Origin of the sequence: Janthinobacterium sp. MP5059B (genome assembly GCF_001758645.1) — a bacterium.
Lineage (GTDB): Bacteria > Pseudomonadota > Gammaproteobacteria > Burkholderiales > Burkholderiaceae_D > Janthinobacterium > Janthinobacterium lividum.
The window spans coordinates 56,851-80,830 of record NZ_LRHX01000005.1; the positions used below are offsets into that span (position 1 = coordinate 56,851).

A 23,980-nucleotide genomic window follows, 5' to 3' on the forward strand; every position below is an offset into this window, starting at 1 on the left:
GCTTATTTGTCCTGCTTTTCCGGCGTGCTCTTGTCGATCACTTCGCGGCAATCGCCGCGGATGATGGCGTTGTCGTAGTTGGTCCAGCCGTAGCTGTCGACGTAGCGCTTGTGCTGCTTGAAGCGGGGGCTGGCGATGCTCCACTCGGGCTGTTCGCCGGCGAAGCGGATGTCGCCCAGGTCGAGCAGCGTATGGAACATGTTTTCCGTCGACAGGCGCGCCTTTTGATGGCGCTGCAGCTGTGTCACCTTGTCCGGATAGTGCCGCTGGAACTGCGGTGAGTACCAGACGAAGGCGGGCACGTGGAATTCGAACTGTGTGTTGTGGCCGTGGAAGGCCAGGCGGCAGGTGCCGTCGTACAGGGTCTGGCCATGGTCGGCCACATAGACGAGCGAGCTGCGCAGGGCGGTGCGCTGGCCATCGTCCTTCAGCATGCCGATCACGTTCGACAGGAACCAGTCCGTGTACAGGATGGAACTGTCGTAGCTGTTGTTCAGCTGCGGCTTGATGGCCGTGTCCGTGTAGACGGGCTTGTCGACGCCGAACAGCGACGGTTGCCACTTGTCGAACGCTTTCGGATAGCGCTGGCTGTAGTTCCAGTGGCTGCCCAGGGTGTGCAGCACGATGAGTTTTTTCGGCGCCGGGTCGGCCAGCGCGTTCTTGAACGGGTCGAACAGGATCTGGTCGAAGTTTGAATTGTTGGTAAAGCCGCCCAGGTTCAGGAATTGCACCACGTCCGCTTCCTTGGCAAAGACGGAGACGGGCGTGTCGAACTGGCCGAACGAAATCTGGTTCGACAGCCAGTAGGTCTTGAAGCCCGCTTCCTTGTAGGCGGTGAGGAAGGATTTCTCCGAGAAGCCATCCTTGAGGCTTTGCGTGGCCGGCTTGCGCGAGATGATGACGGGTACGGACAGGCGCGTGGCGGAAACGGCCGTGATGACGTCGGCCAGCGGCACCAGGTTGGCTTCCTGCTTCAGCAGGGGATTGGTGTCGCGTTCATAGCCGTTCAGGCTCCAGCGGTCGTAGCGCGACGATTCACCGATTACCATGACCACCACTTCCGGATGGGGATCGGGTTGCTGCTGGTGCGCGCCGAAACGGAAGCTGCTGCTTTTCTGTCCCAGCTCGGCCAGGTAGCGACGCTCCTTGTAGAAATCGAAGCCGCGCGCGGCCAGGCCGAAAGGCCAGGAGTTGCTGACAGTGTCGAAGGCGTAGGGCAGGCGCGCCCAGTGGGGCAGGCTGGGCCAGCCCAGGCCCGTCTCGTCGGCGCCGGCGATGCTGGCGTTTTCCGGCTTGCTGCTTTCCTCGTCTTCCTCGGCCGTTTCATCGTCGGCCGAGCTGGCGTCGCCGAAGCCGGAGGCGCCTGCCTTGCCGCTGACCGCCGGCCCGCTGGCCTTGGCCGGTGCGATGGTGCTGTGCAGGACCTTGGCCTCGAAACCGAATTCATAGCCATACCACCAGAAGCCGCCCAGCAGGATCAGCAGCACGAAGGCGGCCGGGCGCGTCTTGCCGCGCCAGTCGAGGTCGCGCGTGCGTGTGGCCGCATACCAGCCGAGCAGGCACCAGGCGATCACGCCCAGCATGACGGCGCCCATCAGCCACACTTTTTGCCCGAGGAATTCCATCGCTTCCTTGGGGCTGGTTTCAAAGATGATGCCCAGGTGGTGCGTGGAAATGCCCTGGCCATAGAAGATGAACAGGTAGATTTCCGTCGGCAGGGCCAGGAAGGCAGGCACCAGCAGCCAGTGGAAATACGCGGGGCGCTTGAACACGCTCCAGACGGCCAGCCAGGCCAGCAGCTCGAAGGTGAGTATCTGCCAGGGATGCTCGGGGGCGCGCCCCAGCAGCGCGGGAATGAAGGGCACGGCCGTCAGCAAGGCATACGTCAGGAGCAGGAACAGATTGGCGGGGCGAAGCAAGGAGCGCATAAGGGAGGGCAGCGAAAAATGTCCGCTATTATCAATCCTTTTGTTATCTTGCGGTCATACAAGAATGTGCGCGTCCGGTGCTTGGCCGCAGAGAAAGAATGTCAAATCATCAATTGCCGCGTAGCGCCGGCGTCCGCGCGCTGCGGCCAAAGATTAGTCAAAATGCCACAAAAGCGCCTCTTTTTTGCCTTTTTTTATAGCAAAAAGCGGTAAACTGATTGACCCCCTGTAACACAAGGTCTAAACTAGCGAGTTCTCGATTTTATTCTGCTCATCGTTTACGTATTGCTTGGCATTTCATGGCCGCTCCTTATCGAGTGGCTGCGGGCGCCTCCGGTGCGCAGTAGATGAAAGCGGGACGAGGTTTTAGTCGCCGGGCATCTTGCCCGGGTTATTAATCGTAGTTTTTTGTTGGATTTATAACGATGCCAACCATCAATCAATTGATTCGCAATCCACGCGTCGCTTTGACCGTGAAGAGCAAATCGCCGGCGCTGGAAAACAGCCCGCAAAAACGTGGCGTCTGCACACGTGTTTACACCACGACTCCAAAGAAGCCAAACTCGGCTCTGCGTAAAGTCGCTAAAGTTCGTCTGACCAATGGTTTCGAAGTCATTTCGTACATTGGCGGTGAAGGCCATAACCTGCAAGAGCATAGTGTTGTGCTGCTGCGCGGCGGTCGCGTTAAGGATTTGCCGGGTGTGCGTTACCACATGGTTCGCGGTGCCCTGGATACCCAAGGCGTTAAAGACCGTAAGCAATCGCGTTCGAAGTACGGTACCAAGCGCGCTAAAGCAGGCAAGAAGTAATAAGTTGTACGCAGCAAACCCAAGTTTCGCTCAGTGGCAACTAGCTAAGTGAATGTAGTCGACCGCATCTGGTCGAGTAAGTGGAGGACTATGATGGTCGTCCGCGAGTGTGCGAAGAACGCGCGCTCAACTGAAGATTGAAAGGAATTGATATGCCACGTCGTCGTGAAGTACCCAAGCGCGAAATTTTGCCAGATCCAAAATTCGGCAACACTGATGTCGCTAAATTTGTAAACGTGCTGATGCTGTCCGGTAAGAAATCGGTTGCAGAAAACATCATCTACGGTGCTTTCGAGCACATCGCAGCAAAATCGGGTAAAGATCCACTCGAAGTTTTTGCTACCGCAATCAACAACGCCAAGCCGTTGGTTGAGGTGAAATCCCGTCGCGTCGGTGGTGCAAACTACCAGGTGCCGGTTGAAGTTCGCCCAGTCCGTCGTATGGCTCTGTCCATGCGTTGGTTGCGTGAAGCTGCTAACAAGCGCAGCGAAAAATCGATGCCACAACGCCTCGGCGGTGAGCTGATGGAAGCGGCTGAAAGCCGCGGCGGCGCGATGAAAAAACGCGACGAAGTCCATCGTATGGCTGAAGCGAACAAAGCGTTCTCGCATTTCCGCTTCTAATATAAAGCCAGCTACCGCAAGGCGGCTGTCAAGCATCTGTTGTTCGAGGCCGGGCTCATTTTTGCAAAAAAATGCTGCTCGGTTTTGTCCATTCATTTAGGATTAATTATGGCCCGCAAGACCCCCATTGAGCGCTATCGTAATATCGGTATCTCCGCTCACATCGATGCAGGTAAGACGACCACGACCGAGCGCGTCCTGTTCTACACAGGCGTGAACCACAAGCTGGGCGAAGTCCATGATGGCGCTGCCACCACCGACTGGATGGCACAGGAGCAAGAGCGCGGTATCACGATTACCTCGGCTGCTGTTACGTGCTTCTGGAAAGGCATGGCTAACAACTTCCCAGCTCACCACATCAACATCATCGACACCCCAGGCCACGTTGACTTCACCATTGAAGTGGAACGTTCGATGCGCGTGTTGGATGGCGCCTGCATGGTTTACTGTGCAGTCGGCGGCGTGCAGCCACAATCGGAAACGGTATGGCGTCAGGCTAACAAGTACAAAGTGCCACGTCTGGCCTTCGTGAACAAGATGGACCGTACCGGCGCCAACTTCTTCAAGGTCTACGATCAGATGCGTTCGCGTCTGAAAGCCAACCCAGTACCTATTCAGATGCCTATCGGCGCTGAAGACGTCTTCACCGGTGTTATCGATCTGGTCAAGATGAAAGCGGTTATCTGGGACGACGCTTCGCAAGGCATGAAGTTTGAATACGGCGACATTCCTGCACACCTGGCCGCTGATGCTGCCAAGTGGCGCGAAAACATGGTTGAAGCCGCTGCTGAAGCGTCGGAAGACCTGATGAACAAGTACCTGGAAGAAGGCGACCTCTCGGAAGAAGAGATCAAGGCTGCCCTGCGTCAGCGTACCATCGCCAGCGAAATCGTTCCAATGTTGTGCGGTACCGCCTTTAAAAACAAGGGCGTGCAAGCCATGTTGGACGCGGTCATCGAGTACCTGCCATCGCCAATCGACATTCCACCTGTCCCAGGTCTGGACGAGGACGAGCAGCCAGTCGAGCGCGCAGCTGACGACAATGAGAAATATTTTCTTTCGGCATTTTGGCGTTCAAGATCGCAACCGATCCGTTCGTGGGCCAGTTGTGCTTCATCCGTTGCTACTCGGGTACCCTGAATTCGGGCGACTCGGTGTTGAACTCCGTGAAGCAGAAGAAAGAGCGTATCGGCCGTATCGTGCAGATGCAAGCGAACGAACGCGAAGAAATCAAGGAAATGCGCGCTGGCGACATCGCCGCCGTTGTGGGTCTGAAAGACACCACCACTGGCGATACGCTTTGCGACGAAAAAGCCAGCGTAGTTCTGGAGCGCATGGTCTTCCCTGAGCCAGTGATTTCGCAGGCAGTCGAGCCAAAAACCAAGGCCGACCAGGAAAAAATGGGCCTGGCGCTGAACCGTCTGGCAGCAGAAGATCCATCGTTCCGCGTGCGTACCGATGAAGAATCGGGCCAGACCATCATCGCCGGTATGGGCGAGTTGCATCTGGACATCATCGTTGACCGCATGAAGCGTGAGTTCAACGTTGAAGCGACCGTCGGCAAGCCACAAGTGGCTTACCGCGAAACGATCCGTAAAGTGTGCGAAGAGTCGGAAGGCAAATTCGTCAAGCAATCGGGTGGTCGTGGTCAATACGGTCACGTGGTTCTGAAGATCGAACCGCAAGAACCGGGCAAGGGCTTCGAATTCGTTGACGCGATCAAGGGCGGTACCGTTCCTCGCGAATACATCCCTGCAGTTGAAAAAGGTGTGCGCGACACGCTGACTTCGGGCGTGATGGCTGGCTACCCAGTCGTTGACGTTAAAGTCACGCTGTTCTTCGGTTCGTACCATGATGTTGACTCGAACGAAAATGCATTCCGCATGGCCGCTTCGATGGCATTCAAAGATGGCTGCCGCAAAGCATCGCCAGTCATCCTGGAGCCGATGATGGCCGTGGAAGTGGAAACGCCGGAAGACTACGCCGGTACCGTGATGGGCGATCTGTCGTCGCGTCGCGGCATGGTGCAAGGTATGGATGAAATTGCTGGCGGTGGCGGCAAGATCATCAAGGCCGAAGTGCCTCTGTCGGAAATGTTCGGTTACGCCACGTCGTTGCGTTCGTCGACCCAAGGTCGTGCGACTTACACGATGGAATTCAAGCACTATGCTGAAGCACCTAAGCATGTGACTGAAGCAATCGTAAGCTCGAAAGCTAAGTAATAGAAGTTCCGGGCCGGCTTTCACGAGAATGCCGGTCCCTACATTTAAATCATTGTTCTAAGGAAGAATAAAATGGCAAAAGGTAAATTCGAACGGACCAAGCCGCACGTCAACGTCGGCACCATCGGCCACGTCGACCACGGTAAAACCACGCTGACCGCTGCAATCGCAACGGTTCTGTCGAAGAAATTCGGCGGCGAAGCTAAAGCATACGACCAGATCGATGCAGCACCAGAAGAAAAAGCGCGCGGTATCACGATTAACACGGCCCACGTCGAGTACGAAACGGAAACGCGTCACTACGCGCACGTTGACTGCCCAGGCCACGCCGATTACATCAAAAACATGATTACCGGTGCTGCCCAGATGGACGGCGCGATCCTGGTGTGCTCCGCAGCTGACGGCCCAATGCCACAGACCCGCGAACACATCCTGCTGGCCCGCCAAGTTGGCGTTCCATACATCATCGTGTTCCTGAACAAGTGCGACCTGGTCGACGACGCAGAGCTGCTGGAACTGGTTGAAATGGAAGTGCGCGAGCTGTTGTCGAAGTACGAATTCCCAGGCGACGACCTGCCAATCATCAAAGGTTCGGCACGTATGGCGCTGGAAGGCAAAGAAGGCGAAATGGGCGTTGACGCAGTGCTGCGTCTGGCCGATGCGCTGGATGCATACATCCCAACGCCAGAGCGCGCTGTTGATGGTGCTTTCCTGATGCCAGTGGAAGACGTGTTCTCGATCTCGGGTCGCGGTACCGTTGTGACCGGTCGTATCGAGCGCGGCATTGTTAAAGTCGGCGAAGAGATCGAAATCGTCGGTATCACCGATACCGTCAAAACGACTTGCACCGGCGTGGAAATGTTCCGCAAACTGCTGGACCAAGGTCAAGCTGGCGACAACGTTGGTCTGCTGCTGCGCGGCACCAAGCGTGAAGACGTGCAACGTGGTCAAGTTCTGGCAAAACCAGGCTCGATCAAGCCGCATGCACACTTCACCGGCGAGATCTATGTTCTGTCGAAAGACGAAGGCGGCCGTCATACGCCATTCTTCAACAACTATCGTCCACAGTTCTACTTCCGTACGACGGACGTAACCGGTTCGATCGAGTTGCCAGCAGACAAAGAAATGGTCATGCCAGGCGATAACGTGTCGATCACCGTCAAGCTGATCAACCCGATCGCGATGGAAGAAGGTCTGCGCTTCGCTATCCGCGAAGGCGGCCGTACCGTCGGCGCTGGTGTTGTTGCAAAAATCCTGGCTTAATTCTTAAGCCTGCATAAAAGAAGACGCGTCGTCGCCCGGCGCCCTTCTTTTTATTCAACTGCCGGGGTTGGCAAGCATTTTGGTGCTATCATGTCGACCCTGACGGTTGTTGCGTCAGAAATTCCCGTATGACCTCATTGCCGTGCAGACCGCGCGGTTCGTTCTTTTAAGGAAATATCATGTCGGCACCAAACCAAAAAATCCGTATCCGCCTGAAGGCTTTCGATTACAAACTGATCGACCAGTCCGCTCTGGAAATCGTTGAAACCGCGAAGCGCACCGGCGCTGTCGTCAAAGGCCCAGTACCACTGCCTACCCGTATTCAGCGTTTCGATGTGCTGCGTTCCCCGCACGTCAACAAAACTTCGCGCGATCAGTTCGAGATCCGTACGCACCAACGCCTGATGGACATCGTTGACCCAACGGATAAAACCGTTGACGCGCTGATGAAGCTGGACCTGCCAGCTGGTGTTGATGTCGAAATCAAACTGCAATAATAGTTTCAAGGGCAGCTGACAATACCGTAGCATCAGGTGTTGACAGCTGTTCCAGGCCGGCGGGGTGTCCCGCTGCCTGATGATGGGGCCGGGCCTGCTCACGATTGTGAGTGCGCCCGGCCCCATTGCTATTGGTGCATGCCCAACACGGGCGGACCCGGCGCGTGCGTGCAAAATCGCTTTACAGTGCCGCGGGCGGCCGATAAAGTTGCTGCATGCTTAATGCCCTCGATGCCCACCTGTTAAACGCCACACCCCGTAACCGCTTGCGCGGCTGGCCGCGCTTCCTGACCGAATTTTTGTATTTCGGCATCAAGGAGGCGAGGTCGTGCCTGTTTGTGGGACTGTTTTTCGCTGCCGTGTTCCTGGTGCCGCGCGCCGGCCTGTTCGGCCTGCCGCGCTATGACGTGCTGCTGCTGGCGGCGCTGGCGATCCAGGGCGCGATGCTGTGGAGCGGACTGGAAACGTGGGATGAACTGAAAGCCATCTGCCTGTTTCATGCGGTCGGCTTTGCACTGGAGGTGTTCAAGGTGTCGGGCACGATCCAGTCGTGGAGTTATCCCGACTTTGCCTACAGCAAGGTGTTCGGCGTCCCCCTGTTTTCCGGCTTCATGTATGCGGCCGTCGGCAGCTACATCATCCAGACCTGGCGCCTGCTCGACATGCGGATCCGCCACCATCCGCCGTACTGGATGGCGGTGCTGATCGCGTTGCTGATCTACGCCAACTTCTTCACGCATCACTACATCGGCGATTACCGCTGGTACCTGGCTGCCTGCGCGCTGGGCTTGTATGCGCGCACCACCGTGGTGTTCCGCCCCCTCGACCGCGACCGCAGCATGCCCTTGCTGCTCGGTTTCGTGCTGGTCGGCTTCTTTATCTGGCTGGCTGAAAACATCAGCACCTTCTGGGGCGTGTGGCGCTATCCGAACCAGCTTGGCGCCTGGTCGGTGGTGCATGTCAGCAAATGGAGTTCATGGTCGCTGCTGGTGGTGATGACGTTCACCATCGTGGCCCACCTCAAGCACATCAAGGCCAGCATCCACGTCGCCCAGCCGTAGGCCGGGCTCCGGGAGTTGCTTATTGCAGGCTGGCCGCGACGGCTTCAAAGCGTGCGCCCAGCGCCGCCTGCGGGCCGCCTTGCAGCTGTCTGGCGTACTGGCGCAGCACTTCCGCCGAATACGTGCGCGAGGCGGGCGACAGCTTCGGCAGCAGCGGCAGCACGCGTTCCAGATAGCCCGTGCCTTCCTGCCATTTGCCTTGCGCGGCCAGCGCCGACGCCAGTTCCACCATGCGGCGGCCGACGCGCGCATCGCTGCGTGGCTGCGCCGTTTCTTCCGTGGCCAGCGCTTGCCGGTACAGCTGCTCCGCTTCGGCATTCTTGCCCTGCAAGCGCTTGACGCGGCCCAGGTTGTACTGGCGCTGCGAGAGGATATCCGCGCTGGCCCCGGCTTGCTCGGCGCTCTGCAGCGCTTTTACGCAAGCCAGCTCCGCTTCGCCAAACTGGCCTTTGAGTTCGGCCGCGTTGCAGGCGTCTTGCTGTTCATTGGAGGTGGTGATCGTCGCTGGCGCCGCACAGGCGGCCAGCAGGCTGACAGCGCATAGCAAACTGATGGTATGGGTCTTCATAGTCTCCTCGGACGGGTGTCAAACACGGTGTATCGGTGGAGTCATGCCATGATAAATATACTATAAGTTTTTTGGGGCTGGGCGGCTTTTCGCCAGCGCGCGGCAAGGTGCGCGATTGACGCCGCTTGCGTGCTTCAGGGATACTCCGGGTCTGTCCATTAATGCGTGCCGCCGCCATGTCCAAGACTGTCCTGATCGTGGAAGATGAACAGGCGATTGCCGACAGCATCGCCTATGCCTTGCGCACGGACGGCTTTACGCCGCGCCATGTGATGTTGGGCGAGCACGCCCTGGCCGCGCTGCGTCCAACGCCCGGCGAAGCCGCGCAGATGCCCGTTCTGGTGGTGCTCGACGTGGGCTTGCCCGACATGAGCGGGCTGGAAGTGTGCCGCCGGCTGCGCCAATTTTCCGAGGTGCCGGTGATCTTCCTGACGGCCCGCAGCGACGAGATCGACCGCATCGTCGGCCTGGAAATCGGCGCCGATGATTACGTCACCAAACCGTTTTCGCCGCGCGAACTGGTGGCGCGCATCCGCGTCATCCTGCGCCGCGCCGGCGTCGTTCAGGTGCCCCGCGAGACTGGCATGACGATAGCCGCTGCCGTGACCGTGCCGGCACGCTTTGAATTGCGCGCGCTGGAGGCGAAAGTGCTATTTCACGGCCAGCCGCTGGACCTGACCCGCTATGAATACCTGCTGTTGAAAACCTTGCTCGAGCATCCGGGCCACGTGCTGTCGCGCGCGCAGCTGATGGAGCGCGTGTGGAGCGGTGCGCCCGACACGCTCGAGCGTACCGTCGATGCGCATGTCAAATCCTTGCGCGCCAAGCTGCGCGCCGTCGATGCGCAGGTCGACCCGATCCACACCCACCGTGGCCTCGGCTACAGCCTGGCTGGCGCATGAAGATCGGCCTGCGCATCCTGCTTGGCTACTTCCTGATCGTCGGCCTGGCCGCGTGGTTCCTGTTGAATGTCTTCATGGAGCAGGTCAAGCCCGGCGTGCGCTCGACCCTGGAAGACACGCTGGTCGATACCTCGCAACTGCTGGCCAGCCTGGTGGCGCCCGACCTGAAGGCGGGCACGCTGGCGCAGTCGCCCGTGGCCGAACGCATGCAGGATTACGCGCGCCATGGCGTGGACGTCAATATCAATGGCGTGCGCAAGCGCACGCTCGATTACCGCATCACCATCACGGACCGGCACGGCATCGTGCTGTTCGATTCCAGCGGGCGCGACGTGGGGCGCGACTATTCGCGCTGGAATGACGTGTATCTCACCTTGCAGGGCAAGTATGGCGCGCGCAGCACGCGCAGCCGGCCGGATGACGAGATGTCGACGGTGATGCACGTGGCCGCGCCGATTCGCGACGGCAATGAGGTGATCGGCGTGCTCACGGTGGCCAAGCCGAATGCCAGCGTGCAAGCATTTGTCGAGCGCAGCCAGCGCAAGATACTGCAGCGTGGCGCCGTGCTGTTGCTGCTGTCGCTGCTGATCGGCCTGGCATTCGCCTGGTGGCTGCACCATGCGCTGGGCAAGCTGATGCATTACATCGGCGACGTGGAGGCGGGCCGCAAGGTGGCGCTGCCGGCGCTGGGCAAGAACGAGATCGGCACCCTGGGACGCGCCCTGGAGGCGATGCGCACGCGCCTGGAGGGCAAGGAATATGTGGAGCAATTGATGCACACGCTGGCGCATGAATTGAAAAGCCCGATCGCCGCCATCCAGGCCTCGGCCGAGCTGCTGCAGGAAGACATGCCGCCGGCCGAGCGCCGCCGGTTCCTGGCCAGTATCCTGGAACAGAATGCGCGCCAGCGGCAACTGATCGACAAGCTGCTGGCCCTCGTGCGCGTGGAAAAGCAGCAGCGCCTGGATAACCCCGAGCGCATCGCGCTGGCGCCCCTGCTGGCGCAAGTGGCGCAGGACGCGGCCGCCACCCTGGCGGCGCGCGGCGTGCGCCTGCAGCTGCAGGCCGACGAGGCGAATGTGGCCGGGGATGCCCTGCTGCTGCGCCAGGCGCTGGGTAATTTGCTCGACAACGCGGTCGGCTTTGCGCCACCGGGCAGCTGCATCGACCTGACGGCGCGGCGCCAGGGCATCCAGGTGGAAATTGCCGTGCGCGACCGGGGCGAGGGCATCCCCGCGTATGCGATCGAGCGCGTCTTCGAGCGCTTTTATTCCTTGCCGCGCCCGAGCGCCGGCAAGAGCACGGGCCTGGGCCTGCCCTTTGTGCGCGAAGTGGCTTCCCTGCATGGCGGCACGGTCGAGGTGCTCAATCATGCGGAAGGAGGCGCCTGCGCGCGCCTGTGCCTGTCAATAGCCTAGCGCTTTTTATTTGCCGGCTTCACACGGACTGCATCGTCAGCGCATACAGTTTTTTTACACTGGCCACCTTACTTCAAGGATACGCCATGCAAAAAACTCTCTTAGTCAAAGCGTTGATCGTGTTCGGCCTGATGCTGCTGATCGGCCTGCCTTTGCTGATGATTCAGGAAACGATCAAGGAGCGGATGGAATTCCGCCAGGAAGCCGTCAACAGCATCGCCGCCGATTCGGTGCGCGAACAAACCATCATCGGCCCCATTCTGGTGATTCCCTACACGGAGCAGTATGAAGAGCGCGTGGAGGTAGCCAAGGGCGATGACAAGGAAGTGAAGTTACCCGTGCGCACGGAGTTGCTGCGCCGCACGGTGCAGCGCCGCTTGCTCGTGTATCCGAACGACCTGCAGATCAACGGCAATATCGAGACGGACCGCCGCTACCGCGGCATCCACCAGGTGCTGGTCTACAGCGGCCAGCACGCCTTCAAGGGGGACTTCACGGTGCCGGCCAGCAGCCAGCTGCCGCGCAAGTCGCCGGATTCGCGCGTGACCGTCGGTGCGCCTTTCGTGGCCTTGTCCATCGAGGACGTGCGCGGCATCCGCAATATCCCGAAAATCGACTGGGGCGGACAAAAGATCGAGTTCGAGCAGGGTACCGACCTGTTTGCCTTCCGCAGCGGCCTGCACGCGCCGCTGGGTGCCATGCCACTGGCGGCGGCGCAGCAGGTGCGCTTCAGCTTTGACCTGGGCCTCGATGGCATCGAACGCCAGCACTTCGTGCCGGTGGCCAAGAACAGCCAGATCCAGATCAAGTCGAACTGGCCCCATCCGCAATTTGGCGGGCGCTTCCTGCCGTCGCCGAAGAATCGCCAGATCGATGCCAGTGGTTTCAATGTGGCGTGGAATATCTCGTCGCTGGCCACCAATGCGCAAACGCAGCTGAGCTCCATCGAGGGAGAATTCAAGGTGCCCGACAGTGCACCGCTGGGCCAGGTGGACCGCTTCAGTGTCGGTTTCATCGAGCCGGTGAACGTGTATTCGCAATCGGACCGGGCCACGAAATATGGCTTGCTGTTCGTGGCGCTGACCTTTGCCGCCTTCTTCATCTTTGAAATTTTGAAGAGCCTGCCGATCCACCCGGTGCAGTATTTGCTGGTGGGCCTGTCGCTGGTGATCTTCTTCCTGCTGCTGGTGGGGCTGGCCGAGCACATCGCCTTCCTCGCCGCCTATCTGGCCGCCAGCGCCGCCTGTATCGCCCTGACCAGCTTCTATCTGGTGCACGTGCTGCACAACATGTGGCGCGGCATCGGCTTCGGCGTGGCCCTGACCTTGCTGTATGGCGCCCTGTATGGCTTGCTCAGCTCGGAAAACAATGCGCTGGTGATGGGCAGCATTCTGTTGTTCGCCGTGCTGGCAGTCATCATGGTGGCAACGCGCAAGGTGGACTGGTATCAGATTGGCAAAGGAGTGCCGCAAGAGTAGGGGCTATGCGGGCGCCATGCGCCGCGATGCTTGCAGCCAGCCCGGACGGTGACGTGTCCGGGCTGTTTTTTTGGTGGGACACGTGCGGCACCGATAATTGGTAGTTGGTTGGTATTGTTTACGGTATTCTATTGGCATTGCTTTTTAAGTAATGGCAGGCGCCGCGGCGTCTGCCCGGGGCGGTGCGAGGATGGCGTGCCGTCCTGGTTGTTCTTCCATCTGATAAAACGGAGATGAAATATGATCAAGAAAACGATGGCTTTCCTGTTTGCGCTGGGCCTGAGCGCCTCGTATGCATTTGCTGCCGGCGATGTCACGCAGTGCTATAGCGAGTGCGGACAGAAAGTGGCCAATTGCCGGGCGCACCTCGGTGGCAGCCCCATCTGCGAGGACTTGTACGGGCATTGCCTGAGCAACTGCCAGCAGTAAGCTTCCCGGGCATCGCGCCCGGGATGGGGAAGGGCAGGGGGCGCACGCCGCGGCGCGCCCTGTATGTTTCTGGCATCGCCCGCCAGGGCGCATGCCGCCGTGCTTTGCGCCCGTCTAATTGCCTTGTGGCAGCGTTTTTCAGGCCCGCCGACAACTCTCGCAGGGGCGTCGCGCAACACTTTGACATACCTCGTGTTAACTTGTTGCGTCAAGGGTTTTTGTGCTATATACTAGCCGGCTTCGGTATGGATTCGTCTTTTTTGAGTCCTACGTTACTTTGTAGTTAAACAAGCCCCGCCCAATCGCAGGTGGGAATGGAGAAAAAATGAGCCTAGGCCTTCTCGGTCGCAAGGTTGGTATGATGCGCATTTTCACGGATGAAGGGGATTCGATCCCGGTCACCGTGTTGGACGTATCGAACAACCGTGTTGCGCAAATCAAAACCCCTGAAACAGATGGTTACTCCGCTGTTCAGGTCGCATTCGGTCAACGTCGCGCTTCCCGCGTGACCAAAGCTGTTGCTGGTCATCACGCTAAAGCTGGTGTTGAAGCCGGTACTCTGTTGAAAGAGTTCCGTGTCGACGCTGCTAAAGCCGCTGAACTGAAAGCTGGCGATGTTGTCGCTGCTTCCCTGTTCGAAGTCGGTCAAAAGATCGACGTGCAAGGCGTTACCATCGGTAAAGGCTATGCAGGCGTTATCAAACGTTACCACTTCGCTTCTGGCCGTGCAACGCACGGTAACTCGCGTTCGCACAACGTTCCAGGTTCCATCGGTATGGCACAAGATCCAGGTCGCGTTTTCCCTGGTAAGCGCATGACCGGTCATCTGGGTGACGTTAACCGTACGATCCAGAACCTCGTGATCGCCCGTATCGATGCCGACCGTCAGCTGTTGCTGGTCAAAGGCGCGATTCCAGGTGCGAAAAATGGCCAGGTAGTTGTCTCGCCAGCCATCAAAACCAAAGCCAAGAAGGGAGCTTAAACGATGGAACTCAAGCTTCTGAATGCGCAAGGTCAAGCCGCCTCGAACGTTGCTGCAGCCGATACGATTTTCGGCCGTGACTACAATGAAGCGCTGATCCACCAAGTCGTCATCGCTTATCAAGCGAATGCACGTAGTGGTAACCGCAAGCAAAAAGACCGTGAAGAAGTTCACCACACGACGAAAAAGCCATGGCGCCAAAAAGGTACCGGCCGCGCTCGTGCTGGTATGTCGTCGTCGCCACTGTGGCGCGGCGGTGGTCGGATTTTCCCGAACTCGCCTGACGAAAACTTCACCCACAAAGTGAACAAAAAAATGTATCGCGCAGGTATCTGCTCGATCCTGTCGCAGCTGGCTCGCGAAGAGCGCCTGATCGTCATCGACGATCTGACGATCGACGCGCCAAAAACCAAGCTGTTGTCGCAAAAATTGAACGGCCTGGGCTTTGATTCGGTTCTGATCATCACCGACGTTCTGAACGAAAACCTGGAACTGGCATCGCGCAACCTGCCTAACGTACTCGTCGTTGAGCCACGTCACGCAGACCCGATGTCCCTGGTGTTCTACAAGAAGATCCTGGTCACCAAAGCTGCATTGGCCAAGATTGAGGAGATGCTGGCATGAGCGCGATTTTGAAACATAGCGAAGAACGCTTGATGAAGGTGCTGTTGGCGCCCGTGATTTCCGAAAAGGCCACCATGGTCGCGGAAAAGAACGAGCAAATTGTATTCCGCGTACTGCCGGATGCAACCAAGCCTGAAATCAAGGCAGCGGTCGAACTGCTGTTCAAGGTTGAAGTTCTGTCCGTGCAAACTGCAAACCGCGAAGGTAAGCAAAAACGCACCGGCAAGTTCAACGGTCGTCGTAACCATACCAAGCGTGCTTTCGTGTGCCTGAAGCCTGGCCAGGAAATCAACTTCTCCGAGGAGGCTGCATAATGGCACTCGTTAAGATGAAACCAACCTCGCCAGGCCGTCGCGGCATGGTGAAGGTGGTGAATGCCGACCTGTACAAAGGTCGTCCGTTCGCTGCCCTGGTTGAAAAGAAATCCAAGACCGCTGGTCGTAACAACAACGGTCACATCACCACCCGTCATATCGGTGGTGGTCATAAGCAACACTACCGCTTGATCGACTTCAAGCGCACCAAAGATGGTATTCCAGCGAAAGTGGAACGTATCGAATACGATCCAAACCGCACCGCGAATATCGCTCTGTTGTGCTACGCCGACGGCGAGCGTCACTACATCATCGCAACCAAAGGCATGGCCGTTGGCGACAGCGTGATGAACGGTTCGGAAGCACCGATCAAATCGGGTAACTGCTTGCCAATCCGTAACATCCCAGTCGGTACCGTGATGCATTGCGTCGAAATGCTGCCAGGTAAAGGTGCCCAAATGGCACGTACCGCTGGTGCTGGCGTTGTGCTGATGGCACGTGAAGGTACTTACGCTCAAGTGCGTCTGCGCTCGGGTGAAGTACGTCGCGTGCACATCGAGTGCCGTGCAACGGTTGGTGAAGTCGGCAATGCCGAGCACAGCCTGCGTAAAATCGGTAAAGCTGGTGCGATGCGCTGGCGCGGTGTTCGTCCTACCGTTCGCGGTGTGGTCATGAACCCGGTCGATCACCCGCACGGTGGTGGTGAAGGTAAAACAGCAGCTGGTCGTCATCCAGTTTCGCCTTGGGGCCAACAGACTAAGGGTAAGAAAACACGCAGCAACAAGCGTACTACTTCCATGATCGTCTCGCGCCGCGGCAAGAAATAAGGGGTAGCACATGACACGTTCATTGAAAAAAGGGCCGTTCTGTGACGCCCACCTGGTGAAAAAAGTTGAAGCCGCGCAAGCAGCCAAAGACAAAAAGCCAATCAAAACCTGGTCGCGTCGTTCGACAATCATGCCTGACTTTATCGGCCTGACGATCGCGGTTCATAACGGCAAGCTGCACGTGCCGGTTTATGTTTCCGAAAACATGGTTGGTCACAAGCTCGGCGAATTCGCACTGACCCGTACGTTCAAGGGCCATGCAGCTGACAAAAAGGCTAAGAAATAATGGAAACTAAAGCTATCCTCAAAGGTGTGCGCCTGTCGGACCAAAAGGGCCGCCTGGTTGCTGACCTGATCCGTGGCAAGAAAGTTGACGCTGCACTCAACATCTTGCAATTCAGCCCGAAAAAAGGTGCTGCGATCATCAAACGCGTTCTGGAATCCGCTATTGCGAATGCCGAGCACAATGATGGCGCGGACATCGACGAATTGTTCGTGAAAACGATCTACGTCGAAAAGGGCCCGGTCCTGAAGCGCTTCACCGCGCGTGCAAAAGGCCGTGGCGACCGTATTTCGAAACAATCCTGTCACGTTTACGTGACTGTCGGTAACTAAGGAGCCACGATGGGTCAGAAAATTCATCCAACCGGTTTCCGTCTGGCGGTCACCCGTAACTGGGCTTCGCGCTGGTATGCAGGCAACGGTAATTTCGCTGCCATGCTGAACGAAGACTTGAAAGCACGTGCTTACCTGAAAAAGAAACTGAAGAACGCTTCCGTTGGCCGCATCGTTATCGAGCGCCCAGCCAAGAACGCGCGCTTCACGATCTACAGCTCGCGTCCAGGCGTGGTCATTGGTAAAAAAGGCGAAGACATCGAAGTACTGAAGTCGGCGCTGACCAAGATCATGGGCGTACCTGTTCACGTGAACATCGAAGAAATTCGCAAGCCAGAAATCGACTCGCAACTGATCGCCGATTCGATCGCTCAGCAGCTGGAAAAACGGATCATGTTCCGCCGCGCCATGAAGCGTGCAATGCAAAATGCAATGCGCCTGGGTGCTCTCGGTATCAAGATCATGTCGTCCGGCCGTCTGAACGGTATCGAAATCGCGCGTAAAGAGTGGTACCGCGAAGGCCGTGTGCCTCTGCATACCCTGCGCGCCGATATCGACTACGGTACCAGCGAAGCGTCGACCACCTACGGCATCATCGGTGTCAAGGTGTGGGTATATAAAGGTGACCGCGCGCCTAACGGCGATGCACCAGTCATCGATACCCCAGCTGACGAGAAGAAAAGCCGCGGCCCACGCCGTGACGATGGCAAGCCAGCTGGCCGTCCACGTCCAGCCGGTGCCGGTGCGAAACCATCCACAGCACCAGGTGCACGTGTGCGTACCGCCGCTAAACCGGCCGCCGCAGCAGCACCAGCTGAGAAAGCAGGAGAATAATCATGCTGCAACCAGCACGCAGAAAGTATCGTAAAGAGCAGAAAGGCCGTAATACCGGTATTTCGCACAGCCGCGGCACCGCCGTGTCGTTTGGCGAATTCGGTCTGAAGGCAGTTGCGCGCGGTCGTATCACTGCGCGTCAAATTGAAGCGGCGCGTCGTGCAATGACGCGTCACATCAAGCGCGGTGGCCGTATCTGGATCCGTATTTTCCCGGACAAACCGATTTCGAACAAACCGGCTGAAGTCCGTATGGGTAACGGTAAAGGTAATCCTGAGTACTACGTCGCTGAAATTCAGCCAGGCAAAGTACTGTATGAAATGGATGGCGTTGATGAAGCGCTGGCACGGGAAGCATTCCGTCTTGCCGCCGCTAAACTGCCACTGGCGACGACGTTTGTCATCCGCCAAGTCGGCCAATAATTGGAGTTGTATATGAAAGCATCTGAACTCCGCGGCAAGGACCAGCCAGCTCTGCAAAAAGAGCTGAATGACCTGTTGAAGGCACAGTTCGGCCTGCGCATGCAAATCGCTACGCAGCAGCTGAGCAACACTTCGCAGCTCAAGAAGGTACGCCGCGATATCGCGCGTGTGAAGACGGTAATGAATCTGAAGGAAGCCAAATGAACGAACCAGTGAAACAGTCGCTCAAGCGCACGCTGATCGGTAAAGTGGTTTCGGACAAGATGGACAAGACCGTTACCGTTCTGATCGAGCGCCACGTAAAACATCCTTTGTATGGCAAGATCATCATGCGCTCGAACAAGTATCACGCGCATGACGAGACCAACCAAGTCAAGGCCGGTGATACGGTCGAGATCCAGGAAGGTCGCCCGATCTCCAAAACGAAGGCATGGACGGTGACACGTGTGGTTCAAGCCGCACCAACCGTTTAAATAAAAACCACCGTTTCGGCGGTGGGTTTTAATTAGTACTTGCAGGCCCGCAAATTGTATGTAATACTTGCGGGCTTCGTTCATGTAACGCCGCAAAGTGTCTGGCCACAGACAGTAGCATTCGCGGTCAGTTGATGTATGAAGGTCATGCACCCAAACAGTGAAGCCCAGCAGGGCGGCTCTGGCGGGACCAAGACTGACCGTGGGTCTACATTGTGTGGATTCTTCGGCTTAAGTTGGGAAAGAGAATACTATGATTCAAACTGAAAGCCGGCTCGAAGTGGCTGACAATACCGGTGCCAAAGAAGTAATGTGCATCAAGGTATTGGGCGGCTCCAAGCGCCGTTATGCTGGCATTGGCGATGTGATCAAGGTAACCGTTAAGGTTGCTGCGCCACGTGGCCGTGTCAAAAAAGGTGAAATTTATAACGCCGTGGTTGTGCGCACCGCTAAAGGTGTTCGCCGCCAAGACGGTTCCCTGGTGAAGTTCGACGGCAATGCCGCCGTTCTGTTGAACGCCAAGCTGGAACCGATCGGTACCCGTATTTTTGGACCTGTCACGCGCGAACTGCGCACTGAGAAGTTCATGAAAATCGTGTCCCTGGCACCGGAAGTCCTGTAAGGAGTCGTAATGGATAAGATTCGTAAAAACGACGAAGTCATCGTTCTGACCGGGAAAGACAAGGGCAAACGTGGTGTGGTACAGCAGCGTATCGATGCTGAACATATCGTGGTTGACGGCATTAACATCGCTAAAAAAGCGACTAAGCCAAACCCGATGACTGGCGTAACTGGTGGTATCGTCGATAAGACCATGCCAATTCACGTGTCCAACGTTGCATTGTTTAATGCAGCGACTGGCAAGGCAGATCGCGTGGGTTTCAAAGAAGTGGACGGCAAGAAAGTTCGCATCTTTAAATCCTCCGGCGAAGTAGTGAAGGCTTAAGAAATCATGGCACGTCTCCAAGAATTCTATAAAGAAAAAGTCGTTGCCGACCTGACCAGCAAGTTTGGTTACAAGTCGGTAATGGAAGTTCCACGCCTGACCAAGATCACCCTGAATATGGGTGTTGGTGAGGCTATCGCGGATAAAAAAGTTCTCGAGCACGCAGTTGCTGACTTGACCAAGATCGCCGGCCAGAAGCCAGTGACCACCAAGTCCCGCAAAGCGATCGCAGGCTTCAAAATCCGTGAAGGTTACCCGATCGGTACGATGGTCACCCTGCGCGGCGCTCGCATGTACGAGTTCCTGGATCGCTTCATTACCGTGGCTCTGCCGCGCGTACGCGATTTCCGTGGTGTGAACGGCCGTGCATTTGATGGTCGTGGCAACTACAACATCGGTGTCAAGGAACAGATCATTTTCCCTGAAATCGAATACGACAAGATTGACGCGTTGCGCGGTATGAATATCAGCATCACGACAACCGCTAAGACCGATGACGAAGCCAAAGCTTTGCTCGCCGCCTTTAAATTCCCTTTCAGGAACTGATCATGGCCAAACTGTCACTGATTAATCGTGAGATCAAGCGTGCTGACCTGGTGGCGAAATTCGCCCCTAAGCGCGAAGCTCTCAAGGCCATCGTCGATGACCAATCGAAATCGGAAGAAGAGCGCTACGAAGCTCGCCTGAAATTGCAGGCGCTGCCACGTAACTCGAACCCGACGCGTCAACGTAACCGTTGCGCCATCACTGGTCGTCCGCGCGGCACATTCCGTAAATTCGGTCTGGGTCGTATCAAGCTCCGTGAATTCGCCATGCGTGGTGAAATTCCGGGTATGACAAAAGCAAGCTGGTAATAGGAGAATATGCAATGAGTATGAGCGATCCTATCGCCGATATGCTGACCCGCATTCGCAATGCACAAGGCGTGCAAAAGACGACCGTGGCCATGCCATCGTCGAAAGTCAAAATTGCGATTGCCAGCGTCCTGAAGGACGAGGGTTACATTGAAGATTTCGCTGTTGCCGAAGCTGGTGGCAAAGCGGAACTGAAAATCGGTTTGAAGTATTATGTTGGCCGTCCCGTTATTGAGCGCTTGGAGCGCGTGTCCCGTCCGGGTCTGCGCGTCTACAAGGGTAAAGACGAGATCCCTGTTGTGATGAATGGCTTGGGTGTGGCGATCGTGTCGACTCCGCAAGGCGTCATGACTGACCGCAAAGCACGCGCTACCGGTGTCGGCGGCGAAGTTATTTGCTACGTGGCTTAAGGAGTTACACATGTCTCGAGTAGCTAAAATGCCTATCGTAGTGCCAGCTGGCGCCGAAGTCGCCATCTCCGCACAAGCGATCACCGTAAAAGGCCCGCTGGGCGTACTTTCCCAGGCCCTCACCGGCCAGGTTAAAGTGGAAAACAATGCAGGAACCCTGAGTTTCGACGTGGCGAACGACAGCCGCGAAGCCAATGCCATGTCCGGCACGCTGCGCGCACTGGTCAACAACATGGTTGTTGGCGTCACCAAGGGTTTCGAGAAAAAGCTGAACCTGGTAGGCGTGGGTTACAAGGCGCAAGCTCAAGGCGACAAGTTGAATCTGTCCCTGGGTTTCTCGCACCCTGTAGTGCATGACATGCCAGCCGGCGTTACCTGCGCAACACCAACCCCGACCGAGATCCTGATTAAAGGTATCGACCGTCAACAGGTTGGCCAGGTAGCCGCTGAAGTTCGTGCTTACCGCGCTCCTGAGCCTTATAAAGGCAAGGGCGTTCGCTATGCGGACGAAGTGGTTAAGCTTAAAGAAACCAAGAAGAAGTAATTAGGGGCTGACGATGGATAAGAAAGAATCACGGCTTCGCCGCGGACGCCAAACCCGCATCAAGATTGCGGAATTGAAAGTAAATCGCTTGTCGGTGCATCGCACCAACCTGCACATTTACGCCAACCTGATCAGCCCGGACGCTAAAGTCCTGGTTTCGGCCTCGACGGCTGAAGCGGAAGTTCGCGCTGAACTGGCAGGCCAATCCGGCAAAGGCGGCAATGCCGCTGCTGCAGCCTTGATCGGCAAGCGCGTCGCTGAAAAAGCGTTGAAAGCAGGGATTACCGAAGTTGCGTTTGACCGCTCCGGTTTCCGTTACCACGGCCGTGTGAAAGCGTTGGCAGAAGCCGCACGCGAAGCCGGTCTGAAGTTCTAAGGATCAATCATGGCAAAAATGCAAGCAAAAATGCAAAGCGACAAGCCGGATGATGGCATGCGCGAAAAAATGATCGCGATCAACCGCGTGACCAAAGTGGTCAAGGGTGGTCGTATCATGGGTTTCGCCGCGCTGACCGTAGTTGGTGATGGCGATGGCCGCGTCGGCATGGGCAAGGGCAAATCGAAAGAAGTGCCAGTTGGCGTGCAGAAGGCAATGGAAGAAGCCCGTCGCAACCTGATCAAAGTACCGCTCAAAAACGGTACCTTGCATCACACGGTTGTTGGTCGTCACGGCGCCTCCAAGGTCCTGATGAACCCAGCTAAGCCTGGTACTGGCGTTATCGCTGGTGGCGCAATGCGCGCTATCTTCGAAGTGATGGGCGTGACGGACGTGGTGGCGAAATCCACCGGTTCGAACAACCCATACAACCTGGTACGCGCTACGCTGGACGGCCTGTCGAAAATGAGCACTGCTTCCGATATCGCTGCCAAACGCGGCAAGTCGGTCGAAGACATTCTGGCTTAAGGTGGACAAAATGACAAACACAGTCAAAGTGCAATTGGTCAAGGGCTTGATCGGTACGCGCGAATCGCATCGCGCTACCGTGCGCGGTCTGGGTCTGCGTCGTGTAAATTCGGTTTCCGAATTGCAAGACACCCCATCCGTACGCGGCATGATCAATAAAGTATCGTATCTCGTTAAAGTTGTCGGGTAAGCCTTCGGGCTTACACGAACGGAGCAAATCATGGAATTGAATACTATTGCACCAGCCGAAGGCGCTAAGCACTACAAGCGTCGCGTCGGTCGCGGTATCGGCTCCGGCCTGGGTAAAACCTCGGGTCGTGGTCACAAAGGTCAGAAATCGCGTTCGGGCGGCTTTCATAAAGTCGGTTTCGAAGGCGGTCAGATGCCTCTGCAACGCCGTCTGCCTAAGCGCGGTTTCAAATCGATGCACGCAACCTTCAAAGCTGAAGTGCGCCTGTCCGATCTGAACAACCTGGCTGTTGGCGATGTCGACATTCTGGTCTTGAAGCAAGCTGGCGTTCTGGGCGTGTTGGCCCGTGACGTGCGCGTGATCTTGTCCGGCGAAATCACCAAAGCGGTGAATTTGAAGGGCTTGAAAGTGTCCGCTGGCGCGAAAGCAGCCATCGAAGCAGCCGGCGGCTCGGTAGCCTGAGTTGACCGCTAACAGCTTGATCGGAGCGAAAATTGGCGACTAATCCACAACTTGCTAAAAGTGCAGCGGCCGGTTTCCCTTGGGGACGGCTCTGGTTTTTGCTTGGCGCATTGGTGGTTTATCGTATCGGTGCTCACGTCCCGGTTCCCGGGATTGACCCGACACAATTAGCCTCGCTGTTCAAGGAGCACGAAGGCGGCGTCCTGGGCATGTTCAACATGTTCTCGGGCGGTGCCTTGTCTCGTTTTACAGTGTTTGCGCTGGGTATCATGCCTTATATCTCGGCCTCGATCATCATGCAATTGCTGTCGATCGTGTCACCGCAGATGGAAGCGTTGAAAAAAGAAGGCGAAGCAGGTCGTCGCAAGATCACCCAGTACACCCGGTATTTCACGGTTGCCCTGGCACTGTTCCAAGCGTTAGGCATTGCAGTCGCACTGGAGTCGCAAGCTGGTCTGGTGTTGGAACCTGGTCTTGCATTCCGCTTCGTGACGGTCGTCACTTTGTTGACCGGAACAATGTTTTTGATGTGGTTGGGTGAGCAAATTACCGAGCGTGGCTTGGGGAATGGCATCTCGATCATCATTTTTGCCGGGATTGCAGCAGGTCTGCCGTCGGCGTTGGGTGGCTTGTTCACTCAGGTGTCGAATGGTTCGATCGGCAGCTTCAGCGCGATTTTCATCGTGATCCTGGTAGCACTGGTAACGTACTTCGTTGTATTCGTTGAACGTGGTCAGCGCAAAATATTGGTCAATTACGCGAAGCGCCAGGTAGGCAACAAGATTTATGGCGGTCAAACCAGCCATTTGCCGTTGAAGCTGAACATGGCCGGCGTGATCCCGCCGATCTTTGCTTCTTCGATCATCTTGTTCCCGGCCACTATCGTGGACTGGTTTTCAAAGGGCGCCGACAACGCTAACCCTGCGGTGCGGTTCTTGAAAGATTTGGCAGCATCGATGGGGCCTGGTGAGCCTATCCATGCGCTGTTGTACGCAGTGGCGATCGTGTTTTTCTGTTTCTTCTATACAGCGCTGGTCTTTAACAGCAAGGAAACAGCGGATAACTTGAAGAAAAGCGGTGCGTTCATTCCCGGGATCCGTCCAGGCGAGCAGACAGCCCGTTACATCGACAAGATCCTGACACGCTTGACACTTGCCGGCGCAGTCTACATCACCCTGGTGTGTTTATTGCCGGAATTTATGCAAGCCCAGTGGAAAGTACCATTCTATTTCGGCGGTACTTCTTTATTGATTATTGTAGTTGTCACCATGGATTTCATGGCGCAAGTACAGAACTACGTGATGTCGCAGCAATATGATTCGCTGCTGCGCAAAGCAAATTTCAAGGGCGGAATTCCGACGCGTTAAGCGCGGGAAACATA

32 protein-coding genes and 1 pseudogene are annotated in these 23,980 nt (G+C 56.8%); 31 read left to right on the forward strand and 2 right to left on the reverse strand.

Annotated elements, in window-relative coordinates:
• Positions 1-2: 2 nt before the first annotated feature.
• A complete protein-coding gene (locus JAB1_RS03875; protein ID WP_070278903.1) occupies positions 3-1,928 on the reverse strand; it encodes a phosphoethanolamine transferase in 1,926 nt (641 codons plus the stop codon).
• A 425-nt stretch (positions 1,929-2,353) separates the two neighbouring features.
• On the opposite strand from JAB1_RS03875, the gene rpsL reads away from it, so the two are divergent.
• From rpsL to JAB1_RS03905, 6 genes and pseudogenes are all read left to right on the forward strand, one after another.
• Complete coding sequence (rpsL, locus tag JAB1_RS03880; protein ID WP_010394376.1) at positions 2,354-2,737, forward strand: 30S ribosomal protein S12; 384 nt, start codon at positions 2,354-2,356, stop codon at positions 2,735-2,737.
• A 152-nt stretch (positions 2,738-2,889) separates the two neighbouring features.
• Entirely contained in the window at positions 2,890-3,360 is a 471-nt protein-coding gene (gene rpsG / locus JAB1_RS03885; RefSeq protein WP_010394377.1) for a 30S ribosomal protein S7, read from the forward strand.
• Between the two features lie 108 nt (positions 3,361-3,468).
• Positions 3,469-5,582: pseudogene (gene fusA, locus JAB1_RS03890) on the forward strand (elongation factor G).
• A gap of 72 nt (positions 5,583-5,654) precedes the next feature.
• Complete coding sequence (gene tuf / locus JAB1_RS03895; protein WP_034753125.1) at positions 5,655-6,845, forward strand: elongation factor Tu; 1,191 nt, start codon at positions 5,655-5,657, stop codon at positions 6,843-6,845.
• A gap of 179 nt (positions 6,846-7,024) precedes the next feature.
• Complete coding sequence (rpsJ, locus tag JAB1_RS03900) at positions 7,025-7,342, forward strand: 30S ribosomal protein S10 (RefSeq protein ID WP_010394389.1); 318 nt, start codon at positions 7,025-7,027, stop codon at positions 7,340-7,342.
• 215 nt (positions 7,343-7,557) lie between these two features.
• Positions 7,558-8,403, forward strand: a complete 846-nt coding sequence (locus tag JAB1_RS03905) for a DUF817 domain-containing protein (protein ID WP_070278905.1) — start codon at positions 7,558-7,560, stop codon at positions 8,401-8,403.
• A gap of 19 nt (positions 8,404-8,422) precedes the next feature.
• On the opposite strand, the gene JAB1_RS03910 is transcribed toward JAB1_RS03905, so the two are convergent.
• On the reverse strand, positions 8,423-8,971 hold the full coding sequence (locus JAB1_RS03910) for a tetratricopeptide repeat protein (RefSeq protein ID WP_070259510.1): 549 nt from the start codon (positions 8,969-8,971) through the stop codon (positions 8,423-8,425).
• Between the two features lie 176 nt (positions 8,972-9,147).
• On the opposite strand from JAB1_RS03910, the gene creB reads away from it, so the two are divergent.
• The 25 genes from creB to secY all read left to right on the forward strand — a co-directional run bounded on the left by creB (position 9,148) and on the right by secY (position 23,966).
• Positions 9,148-9,873, forward strand: coding sequence for a two-component system response regulator CreB (gene creB / locus JAB1_RS03915; RefSeq protein WP_070279010.1), 726 nt, complete (start codon positions 9,148-9,150; stop codon positions 9,871-9,873).
• On the forward strand, positions 9,870-11,291 hold the full coding sequence (gene creC, locus JAB1_RS03920) for a two-component system sensor histidine kinase CreC (RefSeq protein WP_070278907.1): 1,422 nt from the start codon (positions 9,870-9,872) through the stop codon (positions 11,289-11,291). The genes creB and creC overlap by 4 nt, the downstream gene beginning before the upstream one ends.
• Before the next feature lie 86 nt (positions 11,292-11,377).
• Entirely contained in the window at positions 11,378-12,769 is a 1,392-nt protein-coding gene (gene creD, locus JAB1_RS03925; RefSeq protein WP_070278909.1) for a cell envelope integrity protein CreD, read from the forward strand.
• Positions 12,770-13,009: 240 nt separating this feature from the next.
• Positions 13,010-13,198, forward strand: a complete 189-nt coding sequence (locus JAB1_RS03930) for a hypothetical protein (protein ID WP_034778275.1) — start codon at positions 13,010-13,012, stop codon at positions 13,196-13,198.
• 325 nt (positions 13,199-13,523) lie between these two features.
• Complete coding sequence (gene rplC / locus JAB1_RS03935; protein ID WP_010394393.1) at positions 13,524-14,180, forward strand: 50S ribosomal protein L3; 657 nt, start codon at positions 13,524-13,526, stop codon at positions 14,178-14,180.
• A 3-nt stretch (positions 14,181-14,183) separates the two neighbouring features.
• Positions 14,184-14,804: a 50S ribosomal protein L4 gene (gene rplD / locus JAB1_RS03940; protein WP_034753197.1), complete on the forward strand. Its 621-nt coding sequence runs from the start codon at positions 14,184-14,186 to the stop codon at positions 14,802-14,804.
• Positions 14,801-15,118: a 50S ribosomal protein L23 gene (rplW, locus tag JAB1_RS03945; RefSeq protein WP_010394398.1), complete on the forward strand. Its 318-nt coding sequence runs from the start codon at positions 14,801-14,803 to the stop codon at positions 15,116-15,118. The genes rplD and rplW overlap by 4 nt, the downstream gene beginning before the upstream one ends.
• A complete protein-coding gene (gene rplB / locus JAB1_RS03950; protein ID WP_034753198.1) occupies positions 15,118-15,945 on the forward strand; it encodes a 50S ribosomal protein L2 in 828 nt (275 codons plus the stop codon). Before rplW ends, rplB begins: the two co-directional genes overlap by 1 nt.
• Before the next feature lie 10 nt (positions 15,946-15,955).
• Positions 15,956-16,231 (forward strand): 30S ribosomal protein S19, encoded by a 276-nt coding sequence (gene rpsS, locus JAB1_RS03955; protein WP_008444295.1) that lies wholly within the window; start codon positions 15,956-15,958, stop codon positions 16,229-16,231.
• Positions 16,228-16,560, forward strand: a complete 333-nt coding sequence (gene rplV / locus JAB1_RS03960) for a 50S ribosomal protein L22 (RefSeq protein WP_170840583.1) — start codon at positions 16,228-16,230, stop codon at positions 16,558-16,560. The genes rpsS and rplV overlap by 4 nt, the downstream gene beginning before the upstream one ends.
• Before the next feature lie 9 nt (positions 16,561-16,569).
• Positions 16,570-17,394, forward strand: a complete 825-nt coding sequence (gene rpsC / locus JAB1_RS03965; RefSeq protein ID WP_034753199.1) for a 30S ribosomal protein S3 — start codon at positions 16,570-16,572, stop codon at positions 17,392-17,394.
• Positions 17,395-17,396: 2 nt separating this feature from the next.
• Positions 17,397-17,816: a 50S ribosomal protein L16 gene (gene rplP, locus JAB1_RS03970; RefSeq protein WP_034753201.1), complete on the forward strand. Its 420-nt coding sequence runs from the start codon at positions 17,397-17,399 to the stop codon at positions 17,814-17,816.
• 12 nt (positions 17,817-17,828) lie between these two features.
• A complete protein-coding gene (rpmC, locus tag JAB1_RS03975; RefSeq protein WP_010394412.1) occupies positions 17,829-18,020 on the forward strand; it encodes a 50S ribosomal protein L29 in 192 nt (63 codons plus the stop codon).
• Positions 18,017-18,289, forward strand: a complete 273-nt coding sequence (gene rpsQ, locus JAB1_RS03980; RefSeq protein ID WP_010394415.1) for a 30S ribosomal protein S17 — start codon at positions 18,017-18,019, stop codon at positions 18,287-18,289. The genes rpmC and rpsQ overlap by 4 nt, the downstream gene beginning before the upstream one ends.
• A 253-nt stretch (positions 18,290-18,542) precedes the next feature.
• A complete protein-coding gene (gene rplN / locus JAB1_RS03985) occupies positions 18,543-18,911 on the forward strand; it encodes a 50S ribosomal protein L14 (RefSeq protein WP_008444317.1) in 369 nt (122 codons plus the stop codon).
• Between the two features lie 9 nt (positions 18,912-18,920).
• Positions 18,921-19,235, forward strand: a complete 315-nt coding sequence (gene rplX / locus JAB1_RS03990) for a 50S ribosomal protein L24 (protein WP_034753204.1) — start codon at positions 18,921-18,923, stop codon at positions 19,233-19,235.
• 6 nt (positions 19,236-19,241) lie between these two features.
• Positions 19,242-19,781 carry a 50S ribosomal protein L5 gene (gene rplE, locus JAB1_RS03995; RefSeq protein WP_010394421.1) on the forward strand — a complete coding sequence of 180 codons (540 nt, stop codon included), beginning with the start codon at positions 19,242-19,244 and terminating at the stop codon, positions 19,779-19,781.
• Positions 19,782-19,783: 2 nt separating this feature from the next.
• The gene (rpsN, locus tag JAB1_RS04000) at positions 19,784-20,089 is read left to right on the forward strand and encodes a 30S ribosomal protein S14 (RefSeq protein WP_010394423.1); all 306 of its coding nucleotides are present in this window, start codon (positions 19,784-19,786) and stop codon (positions 20,087-20,089) included.
• A 14-nt stretch (positions 20,090-20,103) separates the two neighbouring features.
• Positions 20,104-20,499, forward strand: a complete 396-nt coding sequence (gene rpsH, locus JAB1_RS04005) for a 30S ribosomal protein S8 (protein WP_034753208.1) — start codon at positions 20,104-20,106, stop codon at positions 20,497-20,499.
• A 10-nt stretch (positions 20,500-20,509) separates the two neighbouring features.
• Positions 20,510-21,043, forward strand: a complete 534-nt coding sequence (gene rplF / locus JAB1_RS04010; protein WP_034778281.1) for a 50S ribosomal protein L6 — start codon at positions 20,510-20,512, stop codon at positions 21,041-21,043.
• A 13-nt stretch (positions 21,044-21,056) separates the two neighbouring features.
• Entirely contained in the window at positions 21,057-21,419 is a 363-nt protein-coding gene (gene rplR, locus JAB1_RS04015) for a 50S ribosomal protein L18 (protein WP_010394431.1), read from the forward strand.
• 9 nt (positions 21,420-21,428) lie between these two features.
• Positions 21,429-21,947, forward strand: a complete 519-nt coding sequence (gene rpsE, locus JAB1_RS04020) for a 30S ribosomal protein S5 (protein WP_010394433.1) — start codon at positions 21,429-21,431, stop codon at positions 21,945-21,947.
• A gap of 10 nt (positions 21,948-21,957) precedes the next feature.
• Positions 21,958-22,137: a 50S ribosomal protein L30 gene (gene rpmD / locus JAB1_RS28620; protein ID WP_010394435.1), complete on the forward strand. Its 180-nt coding sequence runs from the start codon at positions 21,958-21,960 to the stop codon at positions 22,135-22,137.
• Positions 22,138-22,167: 30 nt separating this feature from the next.
• Entirely contained in the window at positions 22,168-22,599 is a 432-nt protein-coding gene (rplO, locus tag JAB1_RS04025) for a 50S ribosomal protein L15 (protein ID WP_034753211.1), read from the forward strand.
• Positions 22,600-22,631: 32 nt separating this feature from the next.
• Positions 22,632-23,966, forward strand: a complete 1,335-nt coding sequence (secY, locus tag JAB1_RS04030; RefSeq protein WP_010394438.1) for a preprotein translocase subunit SecY — start codon at positions 22,632-22,634, stop codon at positions 23,964-23,966.
• The last annotated feature ends 14 nt before the right edge of the window (positions 23,967-23,980 follow it).